This is a genomic window from Rhodoglobus sp. G.S.23, assembly GCF_056675935.1.
Genome location: NZ_CM155237.1, coordinates 892,228 through 906,584, shown reverse-complemented (window position 1 = coordinate 906,584; position 14,357 = coordinate 892,228). Strand labels below are relative to the sequence as shown.

Here is a 14,357-nt window from a genome sequence, read left to right as displayed (position 1 = left end):
AGCAACCTACCCTGAGTGTTATGGCCAGATCACATCTCACTCTAGCCGCGCTGGCGACCTCTGCTGTCGAAGGACTCGATGTTGCCGCAGCCGCACCGTTCGGCACCGGCAACGGAAACGACTTCGACTCCGCGCTCATTACCGGGCGCGACGGCAAGCACTGGATTATTCGAGTGCCCCGAAACACTTCAGCAGAAAATGTGCAGTCCGCCGACCTCGTAGCGCTACGCGCGCTCAGCGCCGGTGTTCGCACCAGACTGCCGTTCGCTGTCACCAGCTATGCCGGCCAAGTTCCGGTTGGCCAAACTCGCGGAATCGTCTACGAATTTGTCTATGGCAGCAAAGTGCCCATGCGTTCGTACACCACAGGGCCGGGCTCGCTTTCAGCCTCAATCGGCACCGCCATCGCAGCAATTCACAGCCTGCCGACAAGCTTTGTCGCGGATGCCGGACTCCCCGTGCAGACCGCAGGCGAAAGTCTGCGATCGTGCATTTCGATTATCGACCGTGCCGCGGCCACAAAGCTCGTTCCCGCTGGACTACTCGAGCGCTGGCGCGAAGCCACTGAAGATTCCAAACTCTGGCAGTTTCAGCCAACCGTGGTCAACGGTTCCCTCGTCTCAGATTCCTTCTTGACCGCAGACAACGCGGTCACGGGTGTGCTGGGTTGGCAAGACATCAAAGTCGGCGACCCCGCGACAGACCTCCAGTGGCTCCTCGGCCCCCGCAATGACGCCATCATCGAATCAGCGTTTGGTGCCTACGCGGATGCCCGTGGTGCCGGAGATCGTCAACTCAAGCAGCGCGCCACCTTCTATGCGGAGCTTTCGGTAGCCAAGTGGCTCCTCCACGGGACTGAAGTGCGCAGCACCGAAATTGTCGACGACGCCGTTGAAATGCTCACCACATTGCTCGACGACATCCGAGACGATGTTATGAACCCGATTAGCGCCAACACAATGCCCACCATGGCCGTCGACGAGGTCGAAGCCATGCTGCGCAAGAACAACCACGCGGTCTAACGCTTTCGTTCCGCTTGCGCGGCGCCTGGTCGATGGCTGTCAGCGCAGGTGTTGGGCTACCTGTTGAAACGATCCTCTTGCTCCGAACGGCGCTTGGTCGCTGAGCGCGAAAGCGAGGAACGCAGTCGGCGCAGCTTGTTGTGAGCAATGGGCACCTGTACGGCATCCGCATCGACGATGGTGATCGGCTCGGTAATGGCACGCGACTGATGCCGGGGCACTATCGCGACCCACCGGCCCTTTCGGCGCGGAGCCACTGTGACCGTAAGCTGACCCGATCGCGCCAGAACGATTGCGATCACTATCGCGACAACAGCGGGCACTCCCCCAGCAATGACGAACGCTACTTTGGCGCCCAAGAGCTCGGCGATGGTTCCCATGAGCGGACCGCCGACTGCTTGACCGCCAAGAATTACCATCACCCAGAAGGCCATAACGCGACCACGGATGACCAGGTTCGATGACAGCTGAACCATTGTTTCGGCAGCCGTCATGAGGAGCAGGCGGCTGAGACCAATGCCGATGAGCACACCGAGAAATAGTCCGTAGATCGGAACGATTCCCGCGAGCATCATCATTGCTCCGTAGAGCACCGCCCCGAAGATGATCGTTCTCAGCCGAAGGCTCGCCCGGCGGGCTGACGCGAGCGCCCCGAGCAAAGCTCCAATCGCGGCGAGCGAGTTGTAGAGGCCATAACCGCTGGCACCGGTGCCGTAAACAGTGTTCGCCATCGCGGCGAGCAGCGTCGGCATTGGCATTCCGAACACGGCGACGACGAAAATCATCACCATGGTCCAGAACAGGGTGGGCTTTTTGCGAATGTACCGGATTGCTTCGCGAATTTGGCCCTTGGATTCCGGAGCGCGAGGCGCGATCAGCAACTCGTTCTTGCGCATCGATGCAAGGATCACCACGCCGATAACCACCGCGACCGCGTTAATGCCGATCGCCCAGCCGGAACCAGCCGCGACAATGAGCACCCCGCTGAGCGCCGGCCCCAAGAAGGCACCGGAGTGGAAAATTGAGGCGTTCAGGCTGATGGCGTTGCGCAAGTGGCGAGGACCAACGAGCTCATTCACGAAGACGGCACGCGCCGGGTTATCGAAAACTTGGATGATGCCCATGAACAACACCAACAAGTACACGAGCCAGAGCTGTGCCGCACCCATGATTGTGATGATGGCGAGAGAAAGACTAAGCAGCCCGATGATCGACTGCGCGACCATGAGTGTCGCCCGCTTATCGAAACGATCAGCGATGACGCCGGCATAGGCCCCAAGAACGATGGTCGGAGTGAACTGGATCGCGATCGTCAGACCAACGAGCGCAACGTTTCCCGTGAGCTCAAGAACGAGCCAATCAACAGCGATGCGTTGCACCCAAGCAGCGGTGTAGGCGATGAACTGGGCGATCACATAGAGGCGGTAGTTGTGCAGCCGAAGGGAACTGAAGGTGTCGCGCCAGAGTGGGCGTTGCATGACTGCCGAGATAGGCACAGTTGCCGGAGAGGTCTCAGATGTCATAGCCACGTATTCAACCGTATTGTCTCGGCACTCATTCCAGTGCATAATCGAGCCTATAAATTCAATTACGTTTCGTAATGGAGCACTGGTGTTTGATCCCGTACTGCTGAAATCGTTTGTCGCTGTCGCCGACACGCTCAGCTTCACCGACGCCGCCCGAACGTTGACTCTGAGCCAGCCGACGATTAGCCAGCACATCCGCAAACTCGAGGCTGCCGCTGGCCGTAATCTTGTCGTTCGCGATACTCGCGCGGTATATCTCACTGACAACGGCGAAGCGATGCTTGGCTTTGCTCGCGCGATTTTGGCGGAACAGGATCAGGCAGTGAAGTACTTCACGGGATCGGCGATGCGCGGTCGTTTGCGCTTCGGTTCTGCCGACGACTTGGCGCTCAATGAGTTGCCGGGCATCCTGCGCAATTTTCGTCAGCTCTATCCACAGATCAATCTCGAACTCACCGTCAGCCAAAGTGGCGCTCTGGTCCGACGCCTTCAGGCTGGCCAACTCGACCTGATTTTTGTGAAGCAAGGGACAGGTATTGAAGGCGGGCGACTAGTGCGCCGCGACCGAATGGTGTGGATGGGCCACAAGAGTACGACCCTTGAGGCTGGTGCACCGGTTCCGCTGATTGTCTATCAGGCACCCAGTCTGGGGCGTGCCTATGCAATGCGCGCTCTCGAAGCTAACGGCCGTACCTGGCGGATTACGTGCAACGTGAAAGAGGTGAATGGAGCTCTCGCCGCTGTTCGGGCGGGAATCGGTATTGCCGTGTTTCCGCAGTCTCTCATTCCGGCGGATCTTGCTCAGTTGCCCGCCACTTTCGAGTTGCCAGAACTCGGCGACGTCGACTTCGTTTTGCTTGACAACCCGCTTGCCGCCCGTGAGCCCATCGATGCGCTCAGTACAGCGATTCTTAGCCGCCCAGCGCTGCTTTAGCCCGCTGCGGCTGTCTTGACTCTAGACAGGCGTCTAGTCACTAGGCCGGCGTCTAGCCGCCGAAGCTCGGAGCCGCACCGACGGATCGTTCCCAAGCCCCACGAAGTTCGCTTTCGCTCGAGATGTGTTCGGGGCGAACCACTGTGTCGTCAGCCACAAAGTAGAACGCTGCATCGATCTTGTCTGGCGCGATGCCTTTCCACTGCGCGTACGCCAGTCGGTAGAGCGCGAGTTGCAATTGCTTGGCTTCAAGATCGGCGGCATCCCGCGGGGCACGGCCCGTCTTCCAGTCGACAATCTCAAATCGGTCGCCATCGGAGTACACGGCATCGATCTTGCAGATCACGACCCGGTCGTTGAAGGGAACGTGAATCTCAATCTCAACGTCGACGGGCTTGCGCGTTGCCCAGGCTGAACGTTCGAAAGTGGACTGCAACTCGGCAAGCTTTTTGGCATCCGTTGCACCGTCGGTGTCGTCACCGTCGAGCTCGATGGGTAGAGCATCGAGCGTCTCTGCGGATGCCGAGGCACCGAAGCGAGCTTCGACCCACTCATGGAATTGGGTTCCCAATCGCGTGGCGCGGTACGGCTTTTCGGGCATGGGGCGCCGCAGCGAGAGCGCGACCGCTTCGGGGTCGGCGATGTAGTCCTTGAATCGAGAGGCGGGAATTCGTTGAGGCAGCGGTGTGCGCTTGGCTTCGCTCGCGGCTCTGTTGCGTTCGGCAACGAGAAGGTCAATCTCGTGCGACCACTGGCCGTCGCCGCCGGGATCTGCCGTTCGAACGAGGTGACCGGCCACTTCTACGCTGGTGCGACGATTACCGAGTGGGTCGAAGGGCCAGAGCGGGTCGACGACATCGTTCAGCGTTGGATTTTCGTCGTTCACTGGGTCAGTCGGCAACTCGGCGATGAGTGCACGTTCTTGGAGTTCTTGCAGAAAAATGCTGGGCGCTTGCGGCTTGCTGCGGCTCGACCAGAATGACCCGGTCAGCAGCAGATTGTCGCGCGCTCGAGTGATCGCGACGTAGCCGAGTCGTCGCTCTTCTGCTTGATGACGGTCAGCGAGAGCTGCCTTGAAATCTTTGAGAGAGGCATCGAAGTCGGACTGGTAGTTTGCGGTTTCCCATTCCAATTCGGGAAGCTCAGCGGCATCGCCACGGAAGGCGAAGGGAAGCTTGCCGAAACCTACCCAGCCTTTTCCTTCCCGCGATGTCGCAGGGACTTCTCCGGCAGACAGCCGCGGCAGTGCGACCAGATCCCATTCCAACCCCTTGGAGGCGTGGATCGTGAGCAATTGCACGGTGCCGGCTTCGGCATCGTCGCTGCGCGGCCCCATCATGTCTTGCTGCGCAGCCCTCCTCAACCACGACAAGAAGCTGCCGAGGTTGGCTTGATCGTCACTGGCAAGAAAGCCAGCGAGCTCATCGTGAAACGCATAAAGGTTGGCCATGCCCTGGGCCTGGGGACGACTAGCGACGACCTCAATATCGAGGAGCAGTTCCTGCTCAAGAAGCCGCACAAGGTCACCGAGGTCAAGGCCAGCTCGCGAACGGAAGAACGCCAATTGCTTTGCTGCGGCTTTGAGCCGCGAAACACCTTCTTCGCTAAACGCCTCAAGCTGCGAATGCGTGGCGGGTGCTTCACCAACAAAGTCGAGAGCATCGACAATGGATGCCGAATCATCGACCGCGACGGAGTCCCGCATGTGTTGCTTCACTTCGTCGCTCAGCTCGTGTTGCGTGACGGAGCGGCTGAGCAACCACCGCGAGAGTCCGGCGAGTGCTTGCAGGTCGCGGGTGCCGATGGACCAGCGTGCGCCCGATAGTAGCCGGATGAGCTCTGACCCTGCTGTGGGGTCGTGGATTACGGTGAGCGCGCTGACGAGATCGACGATTTCTGGTGTTGACAGCAGTCCGCCTATTCCCAGCACGTGGTACGGAACTTCTTCGGCCCCGAGTGCTGCGGCGAAGCGATCCATGTCGCTGCGCCGTCGGAACAGGATGGCCGCCGTTGGCGGCGAAGGAGCAATCGCGTCGGGGTTGGGGTCGTAGCGGTTCCAAGTTTGCGGCGCGAGCGCTCGCGAAAACCATGTGGCGACTCCCCTGGCCTCTTCGTCGATGTGTTCAAAGTAGTGGGCGTCGATTGTGCCCTCGGGGGCGGCGGGACGTGCATCCAGTGATTCGACGCGCACTGGTGAACGAACACTGAGCGGTTCGACGATGACGTTGGCGGCGTCAAGCACACGAGTGGCGTTGCGCCAGCTTGTAGAGAGGGCAAAGTATTGAGCGTCACCGTTGTCGGTGAAGTCGCGACTGAAGCGGGCGAGGTTTGCAGCGCTCGCTCCGCGCCAGCCGTAGATCGACTGGTGGGGGTCGCCGACGGCCATGACCGAGTGGTTGCTGAATAGTCGCGCGAGCAGTCGCGTTTGCACGACGCTGGTGTCTTGATATTCGTCGAGCAGCACTACCCGGTAGCGGTCTTGGTAGTGCTCTACGACATCGGAGGAGCGCTCGCTCACTTCGAGAGCGAGAGCAACCTGGTCGCTGAATTCAAGCAACCCCTGCTGTCGTTTCTGCTGGGCGTACTGCACGGCCAACGCGAGCAATGGCGCGAGCGATCCGACCTCGTTGACGGCTTCAACTACAGAGACATAGGGGGTCTTCTTGCGTGCGGTTTCGGCATAGGGCAGCTCGGAAAGTTCGGTAAACCGCTGCGCGTAAGCTGCGACGTCGTCGGCGTTTGCCACGTTGTCGCTGAGCGCGTGGCTCAGGCTCAGCACCGCCTCAGTGAGGGCATTGATGGACTTTTCGAGTCCGATGAGTCGTTCATCAGTGCTCGCGACGACGAGCTTGCGGGCCAGTTGCCATGAGGAGGGATCGTTGAGCAGGGTCGACTCTGGTTCCCGGCCGATCAGCAGTGCATTTTCGGTGAACAGCGCACTGGCGAAAGAGTTGTAGGTGGAGATTGTGGGCTGGTCGAACTCGATCGATGCGGTTTCTGGCGTGGCCGTGAATCGTTCGGGATGCCGATCTTGCACGTCGCGCAGGATCGCTATGCGTTCGCTGACCCGCTTGCTGAGCGAGCCGGCCGCTTTGCGGGTGAAGGTGAGTCCGAGGATCTGATCTGGCGTGGCGAGGTTGTTGGCAACCAGCCACACCACGCGGCTTGCCATGGTGTCGGTTTTTCCACTGCCAGCACCGGCAACAACAAGCGCGGGAGTCAGCGGAGCCTCAATGACAACCTGCTGTTGCGGTGTTGGCGCGTGGATTCCCATGAGCCCAGCAAGTTCGACGGAAGAGATCATCGGGCGCTCACCGCCGGCACGACGTGGATGCGGCAATTGCCGAAACTCCACGGGTCGGTGCAGTGGCTGCTCATTCGGGCCACGAACACATTGGAGGCCATTCCTCGTGCGTCGTCGATCACTCTCTGACGGAAGAGTTCGAGCTGTTCATCGGTCATCGGTGCCTGTTTCGGGTCGACATAGTCCCGGGTCTTAGCACTCGGCGACAGCACGACAAGTTTGGCACCACCATTGGCGAGACCCTCAGGCACTCCCTCGATCGCCCCGGACGCAAAGGCAAGCTGATACGCCGCAAGCTGAGGATGGTCGGCAACAGCGCTGTCGGTGGATGGTTCGTTCTTGCCAGTCTTGAGGTCAACGATCACTGCTGTTGTTCCCCCATACAGTTCGACACGGTCAATCTTTCCGCTGAGCAGAGCCTGCTGGAGCGGCAACTTAAACTGCATCTCGTTGCTGATGAGTTCTCCTCCATCGGCGGCGAAATCACGCAGATACGTCGCCAAGTGTTGAGTGAGTTTGCGGGCTCTCAGCTTCTCGGCTTCCGACTGCCACGATGCCTCAAAACTCATTTCGCCCCAGCGGTCTTCGACGGCACGAAAGAGAGCCTCGGCGGTGAAGTCAGTTGCCGTCTCGGCAACGCCATGGATGAGCGTTCCCAAGTTTGAGGCGACGCTCGACGTTGATCCCCCCAACTGATCGATCGCCCAGTGCAGCGGACAGCTTTCGAACGATTCCATGCGCGATGGCGAAACTCGCACTACGGCGTCAGGATCACTCAGATCAACGAGCGGCGCTGTCGTGCTTGGGTCGCGCAGTCCGTACCAGGAGCTGGGGTCGGCACCAGGAACGCCCTCCTGCGCGAGCCGCGCGAGAGAGGCTGCTGCCGGACCGGGGTTCGCCGAGCTCGTGAGTTCACGCCGAAGCACCCCGACTAGTCCGCGCAAGCTCAGCGGTGGTCGAGCGCGCAGGGGTTCATCCGGCGTTGGGATCAGCGTGAGGAAGGGTGATGGCATGTTGTCATCACCCGCGACTGCGGTAACAATTACTTCACTCGTGGCCCGCGAGACTGCTTGGGCGAACATCCGCAACTCGTCGTGCAAAACTTCACGGCGACGGTCGGCGACCGCCAGCTTTTCGCCAGCCAGCACTCGAGGCAGATCGTGTGCGCCGAGGAGTGAACCACGCACGCGCAGGTTGGGCCACACGTTCTCTTGCAGTCCGGCGATGACAACAACGTCGAACTCTTGGCCGATGACGGATGCCGGTGTTCCGACTGTGACGGAGTCCACGATGGAGCGAGCAGCAAGAGTGTCTTCTGACACGTCTGCCGAGAGCCACTCGTTGAGGAAAACGTTGGCGGGGGCATCCGGTCGACGTTCGACGAAACGTTTGGCGGAAGAGAACAGGGCGACGACGGCATCGAGGTGGCGATTGGCTTCTTCAGCGACAACGCCCGAGCCGAGTGCTTGAGCGAACCAGCGGTCGGCGAGGCCGCTGCGTTGCCATGCACCCCACAGCAACTCTTCGATCGTGTCGCCGGCGTCTCCCGCGGCAGCGGTCTCGCGGAGGTTCTTGGCCACGGCAGCGGCCTGCCGGGCTACCCGCGTCTCGATGCTGGTGAACCCTGCCGGTGCGGCTAGGGCGCTGGCGATGAGTTGATCGGCCGGCTCGTAGTTTTCGGCAGCCAGCGCTTCGTGGCGCAGGGCTGCTTTCAAGCGGCGCAATGACACGGCGTCGAATCCGCCGACTGAGCTGGAAAGCAACTCGACCGCCGTCGCAGCGTCGAGCGCTCGACGCCCCAACGCAAGTTCGAGGAGAACGATCAAACCATTCACGCTGAACTCATCTCGAACCGCACTGCGAGCACTTGACACACTCGTAACAACTTCGAGTGTGCGCAACTGGCGTGCGAGCGACGGAATCAGCGAGCCGGTGCGCACAATTACCGCCATGCGCGACCACGGCACTGATTCAAGAACGTGCTTCTCCCGAAGGCTTCGAGCGATGAATGCCACTTCTTCTGCCGGGGTCGCCAACTGATAACTATGGATGCTCGACGGCGCGGTCGCGACCGCCGGCGACTTGCGCTGCTCAAGAAGCCCAGAGACTCCGATGCGCTGCGTGAGCTCGGTCACGGTATGGCGGAGAGCTGCGCTGTGCCGGTGCACAGAGGAAAGAAAAAGCGTCTGGCAGTTATCGAGCTGAAGCCGCAACGCCCAGGCCGCGAGAACGGCAGGCTGAGCACCCCGGAACGATCCCGTTGTGAGATCAGGGTCGCCAAACCCGATAATCGTGATGCCGCGACTGGCGAGCGCCCGCAGCAAAGAAATGGTGGCTTCTGTGAGCTCGTGGGCATCATCCACAATCACCAAACGCAGTCGGTCGATTGCGGCATAGTGGCCGTCAGCGACGAGTGCGGCAGCCTCGGCGAGCAATTCACTCGCATCGAAGTGTCGGTCGCGATAACTGGCCTTCACGGCGTCGTAAACAGAAATGAACGCGGATGCCGCCACCCACTCCGGGCGATCGGTGCGTTCGCCCAACTCTCTGAGCTCGTGGGGCGTGACGCCGAATTCGACACAGCGCATCATGAGATCTCGCAACTCGGTGCGGAACCCCCGAAGCTTGCGCACGTCAGGATCGAGGTGGGCTGGCCACGGCGCACCCGCATGGTCGGCAATTTCGCCGGCTAACAGGTCGGAGATGATTTGGTCTTGCTCGGCGCCGGTGAGCAGCGTGGGGGCGCCTTCGCCAGCAGCAGCAGCGGCCTCGCGAATCACTTCGAAGGCCAGCGAGTTTGCCGTGCGAGCCATCGGCCCAAGAGTGGGAGCGTCGATTCGGGCTGCGAGGCGATCTCTCAGTGCCGTAGCGCTCTGGCGAGTCGCCGACAACACAACAATCTGCTCAGGAGACCACCCGCGATTGTGAACCCGTTCGGCCACCACCGCTACGAGCGTCTCGGTTTTACCCGAGCCTGGCGCTCCAACCACAATCGCGCTCACGCCTTCCGTGAGCTCGACGACGGCTCGCTGAGAAGCATCGAGCGTGTGCGGCTCGGGTGCCGCGACATCCGCGCGCCCAGCGGGCAATGTGACCATGAATCAACGTTATCTGGATGCGCTGACAGAGAACGGACATTCACCGACTCTGGTTGTGTCGTAATCTTGGCGTGTGGACATAAGCATCGGTATCAACAACAGCCCCCGTGAGATCAACTTTGAGTCGGCACAGTCGTCGAGCGAGGTTGAGTCGATCATTGCCGAGGCATTGAACTCGGACGCCAAGTATGTGAGCCTGCGCGACGCCAAAGGCAAGCTCTACATCGTTCCGACCGTGGCTGTCGCCTACGTCGAACTCGGCGAAGAAGAATCTCGCCGCGTCGGATTCGTGGCCTAGCGTGGAACTGCTCTTCGTCACCGTCATCGGTGCGTCGATCGCCGCAATTTTGCGTTACATGTTGCCATCACGCGGCCTGTACGGTTCCGCACTGCTGCCTGCTGTCGGTGCCGCCGTCACAGCAACCGTGTGGGTTGCTCTCGTGTGGATCGGGCTCACCTTTGATGGCACCTGGATCTGGGTTATTAGCCTCGTAGCCGGTGGCGGTGCAGCTCTCGCTACCGCACTGCTGCTTCCTCGCTACCGTGAAGCGGCGGATGCTCGCGCGTTCGACGACTTGGCCCGCGGCTAGATCATTCGCTAGGCAGTAAGGCCGAGCGCATCCATTCTGCGGGTGTGAGCGGCAATGAGTTCGGTGAAGACCGGCTCAACCTGTGCCTCGGTCGATCGCGTGTGATCGGGGAAAACAAGAGCTGACCGCGCAGCGAGCATCATGTCGCCGACGAGCCGCCGACCCCACATTGCTAGGCGAGAGTCGAGTCTCGGGTTGGCGTCGATCGCTGCCTGGAGGTATTCCGCAAGCACTTTCTCGCCAGATTCTCCCGAGAAGATAGCGACGAGGCGTGTGTGCGACTCTGTGGGAAGGCCCGCAGCGAGTCGCGCATAGAAATCATCGAAGAATCCGGCACTCAAGTAGGCCGTAATCATTGCCTCGTACCAGTCGGCACCGCGGGCGACCCGCTCGAACTGGTCGAATGCTTCGGTGAACGGATCCATCACTTCTGCCGGCGATCCGCCAGCTTTAACAATTTCGGCGACGAGAGCGCGGTGCTTGCCCAGAGACAGTTCTGCTGCTTTGCCGATGGCAGTTTTGGCTGCAGTTGTTGGGGCGTTGGTGATGACCCTGGACAGATTTTCAAAGATCATGAGTTGCACGTAAGCCGCACGCCCCAAGAACCCGAGGATGTCGGGAGCGAACTCCGCTAGCGCTATTTTTTCGGTCGGCAAATCGTGGGAACGTGACCGAAGGCGAGGCACTTCGATGCGTCCTGACTTGCGTGAAAACCACTTAACCACGCAGCTAGCTTAGAGCGTGTTTGTGCTAGGTGCCGCTGCAACGACTCGCCTCGCCGCCTCGCTTCACGGCTTCAGCCCAGTCCGACCCGCTAAACTTCGGGCATCCCCCCGAATCTGGAGGGGGTCCGGCGCCCCAGGTCAAAAAGGGCGCATCGCACCTAGACGGGCTTCATACGTGACTTTCTCAGAACTCAATATCGATCAGGACATGGTCGATGCTCTTGCCACCAAGGGCATCATCGAACCTTTCCCCATCCAAACTCAAACCATCCCCATGGGTCTTGCCGGCCAAGACATCATTGGGCAAGCAAAGACCGGTACCGGCAAGACGCTCGGCTTCGGCCTCCCCGTATTGCAGTCGCTTGGCCTCGATCCTGAGCCAGGCGTAAAAGCGCTCATCGTCGTTCCGACTCGTGAACTGTGTGTTCAGGTTGCCGAAGACCTCGTTCTTGCAGCATCGAACCGGTCAACCAAGATTGCCGCGATCTACGGCGGCAAGGCCTACGAGGGCCAGGTCGAACAGATCAAGGCCGGCGCGCAGGTCATCGTCGGCACGCCCGGTCGTTTGCTCGACCTCGCCAGCCAGCGCATGCTGTCGCTGAAAGACATCAAGGTGATGGTCTTGGATGAGGCAGACAAGATGCTCGACCTCGGCTTCCTCGCCGACATCGAGAAGCTGTTCGCGCAGACGCCTCCTACTCGTCACACGATGCTGTTCTCCGCAACGATGCCAGGCCCGATCGTGGCTCTCGCTCGTCGCTTCATGAACAAGCCCATTCACATCCGCGCCACCGACCCCGATGAGGGCCTGACGCAGAAGAACATCAAGCACGTCGTTTACCGCGCGCACAACCTCGACAAAGACGAGGTCATCGCGCGCATCCTGCAGGCCGAGGGCCGCGGCAAGACTGTTGTCTTCACGCGCACCAAGCGTGCTGCTGCCAAGCTTGTTGAAGAGCTGAACGACCGCGGCTTCAACGCTGCTGCCGTGCACGGTGACCTCAACCAAGAGCAGCGTGAGCGCGCCATGGCTGCGTTCAAGGCTGGCAAGAAAGACATTCTTATCGCGACGGATGTTGCGGCACGAGGCATCGACGTCAACGACGTTACCCACGTGATCAACCACACCATCCCCGACGACCACGACACCTACCTGCACCGCGCTGGCCGTACCGGTCGCGCAGGCAAGACCGGTGTTGCTGTCACGTTCGTGGACTGGGCAGACATGCTCAAGTGGACGCACATCAACAAGGCGCTCGAGATGGGCATCCCTGAGCCGACCGAGACCTACTCGTCGAGCCCGCACCTTTTCAGCGACCTCGACATCCCTGAGGGAACCAAGGGCCGCCTGCCCGGCTCGCACGCACCGGTAGTGCGCGCGGCTGCGACGGGTGGCTCGGGGGCAAACGCTGGTGGCCGTTCCGGGTCCGGTTCAGGTAATGGTCGAGGCCGCGACTCGCAGCGCTCAGGCGAAGCCTCGTCGCGACCGCCCCGCAGCCGTTCACGAGCTGCCGGATCTGACTCGTCTTCCCACAGCGATAGTGGTTCTGTTTCTAGTGCGCGTACCTCCGACGAGAACGTTCGCCCTGAGGGTGGCGGCACCCACGATGGTGGAGCACCGGCGCGCCGCAAGCGCACTCGTCGTCGCCGTGGCGGAAACGAAGGCGCACCTACCGCGCCTCCCACCGCTTAGGTCGCTCAAGACTCACGGTTAATCAGAAAGCCCCACCTCGCGTGGGGCTTTCTGCGTTGGTGTCACCCGCTCAGTTGTGCTCCAGCGGTTCGGTAGCAGGCACCGATTGCGTTGTTCCGGCGTATTGCTTCGAGAGGAATCGATACGACTTTGTGGAGAAGGCGACGACCGCGACTACCACCATGAGCGATCCCGCGATGAGGAAGACGAGAGCGATTCCGCGTGCGGCTCCGTCGCCGAGTAGCCACCTGAAGGCATTCTGTCCGTTCTGAGAATCCATGTACGGGATGATGAGAAATTGGGCGATGGGTGCGATCGCGAATGCTGTAATCGGCGCCGCAGCTGCTTCGAAGGCTTGGGCGAATCCAAATACTCTGCCCTGCGTGCGGTACGGCACGATCTTCTGAATGACGGTCTGCTCTGCTGCTTCAACCGCAGGAACCAGAGTCATGTAAAGGAGGATGCCGCCAGCATAAAGCCACCACCAGTCGCGGATCGTGAACATGGCCCCGAGAATCCCCATGAGGCCAACGAGAAACAGCATGGTTCGGATGGGGTTGCGCCCCAGCCCGAACTTGGCGACGAGCAGTCCGCCGATGATGAATCCACTCGACGATACGCCGAGCACAATTCCCCACAGCTCCACAGGAAATAGTTCAAGTCCGTAGGGGTCCATGAGCGCAATGTAGACGCCGCCGATGAGGTTGTTGAATGTCGAGAAAATGATGAGCGCAAAGAGCCCGGTAGCGGCGCGAACGGCGGTGATACTCCCCCGCAGGTCGACGAGTGGTGAGCGCCCGCCTTCCTCGGGTTCCGGCTTGTCTTCCGGAATGCGCAACACCGTGAGATGGATGAGGGCGGCAGCCGACAGCGCGATGGCAATAACCAAAGTCCAGCCCATCCCGAGTATTCCAATCGAGAGCCCGCTGAACACGCTCGTCACCAAAAAGGAGAGGCCCTGAACCGTGCCAACCATGCCATTGGCGTTGGCGTGGCGCTCGCGAGGAACCAACAGGGTCACAGTTGTCGAGAGTGCGATATTACGCATGTTTTCGATGACAGCACCGAAGAGGACAATGCCGGCAAAGATCCAATACATGGGCCCGCCGAGGTTGAGCAGAACAGACTCGGGAAAGATCGCGTAGAGAGTTCCCGCGATGCCGAACGCCACGAGCGTGACCATACCGGCGAAGAGCATGACGGTGTGCTTGCGGTGTCGATCAACAATGGTGCCGAAGACCATCGAAAATGCCGCAACCAGAAGCATGTAGGCGCCGCCAATAATGCCCGTTGCGAGCACCGACCTCGTCTCAAGATAGACCCAGAAAGTCAGCGCAAACCACAAGTAACTCGTGGTGATATTTGCTACTGCAGTATTGACGAGAATCTGCAGAAATGTTGTCATCCCACCGGGCACCGGTCCTCGAGCGGGGGTCGTGTCGGATGAGGTTTCGTTGAACTCAAC

At 60.5% G+C, this 14,357-nt stretch carries 10 protein-coding genes; 5 read left to right on the top strand and 5 right to left on the bottom strand.

Going from position 1 to position 14,357, the window contains the following annotated elements; genetic code table 11:
* Window positions 1–20 precede the first annotated feature (20 nt).
* Window positions 21–1,022: a phosphotransferase gene (locus tag AC1ENN_RS04345; protein WP_449648602.1), complete on the top strand. Its 1,002-nt coding sequence runs from the start codon at window positions 21–23 to the stop codon at window positions 1,020–1,022.
* A 56-nt stretch (window positions 1,023–1,078) separates the two neighbouring features.
* Here AC1ENN_RS04345 and AC1ENN_RS04340 read toward each other — a convergent pair whose 3' ends face one another.
* Entirely contained in the window at window positions 1,079–2,500 is a 1,422-nt protein-coding gene (locus AC1ENN_RS04340) for an MFS transporter (protein ID WP_480406754.1), read from the bottom strand.
* Between the two features lie 133 nt (window positions 2,501–2,633).
* On the opposite strand from AC1ENN_RS04340, the gene AC1ENN_RS04335 reads away from it, so the two are divergent.
* Window positions 2,634–3,482 (top strand): LysR substrate-binding domain-containing protein, encoded by an 849-nt coding sequence (locus tag AC1ENN_RS04335; RefSeq protein WP_449648604.1) that lies wholly within the window; start codon window positions 2,634–2,636, stop codon window positions 3,480–3,482.
* Between the two features lie 52 nt (window positions 3,483–3,534).
* Here AC1ENN_RS04335 and AC1ENN_RS04330 read toward each other — a convergent pair whose 3' ends face one another.
* Entirely contained in the window at window positions 3,535–6,786 is a 3,252-nt protein-coding gene (locus AC1ENN_RS04330; RefSeq protein ID WP_480406753.1) for a UvrD-helicase domain-containing protein, read from the bottom strand.
* A complete protein-coding gene (locus AC1ENN_RS04325) occupies window positions 6,783–9,884 on the bottom strand; it encodes an ATP-dependent helicase (RefSeq protein WP_480406752.1) in 3,102 nt (1,033 codons plus the stop codon). Before AC1ENN_RS04325 ends, AC1ENN_RS04330 begins: the two co-directional genes overlap by 4 nt.
* Window positions 9,885–9,957: 73 nt before the next feature.
* On the opposite strand from AC1ENN_RS04325, the gene AC1ENN_RS04320 reads away from it, so the two are divergent.
* Window positions 9,958–10,182 carry a DUF3107 domain-containing protein gene (locus AC1ENN_RS04320; protein ID WP_449625159.1) on the top strand — a complete coding sequence of 75 codons (225 nt, stop codon included), beginning with the start codon at window positions 9,958–9,960 and terminating at the stop codon, window positions 10,180–10,182.
* 1 nt (window position 10,183) lies between these two features.
* Window positions 10,184–10,474, top strand: coding sequence for a hypothetical protein (locus AC1ENN_RS04315; protein WP_449648607.1), 291 nt, complete (start codon window positions 10,184–10,186; stop codon window positions 10,472–10,474).
* An 8-nt stretch (window positions 10,475–10,482) separates the two neighbouring features.
* Here AC1ENN_RS04315 and AC1ENN_RS04310 read toward each other — a convergent pair whose 3' ends face one another.
* Window positions 10,483–11,199 (bottom strand): ferritin-like fold-containing protein, encoded by a 717-nt coding sequence (locus AC1ENN_RS04310; RefSeq protein WP_480406751.1) that lies wholly within the window; start codon window positions 11,197–11,199, stop codon window positions 10,483–10,485.
* A gap of 175 nt (window positions 11,200–11,374) precedes the next feature.
* On the opposite strand from AC1ENN_RS04310, the gene AC1ENN_RS04305 reads away from it, so the two are divergent.
* Window positions 11,375–12,892: a DEAD/DEAH box helicase gene (locus AC1ENN_RS04305; protein ID WP_480406750.1), complete on the top strand. Its 1,518-nt coding sequence runs from the start codon at window positions 11,375–11,377 to the stop codon at window positions 12,890–12,892.
* Between the two features lie 70 nt (window positions 12,893–12,962).
* On the opposite strand, the gene AC1ENN_RS04300 is transcribed toward AC1ENN_RS04305, so the two are convergent.
* Window positions 12,963–14,297 (bottom strand): MFS transporter, encoded by a 1,335-nt coding sequence (locus AC1ENN_RS04300; protein ID WP_480406928.1) that lies wholly within the window; start codon window positions 14,295–14,297, stop codon window positions 12,963–12,965.
* Window positions 14,298–14,357: the final 60 nt, after the last annotated feature.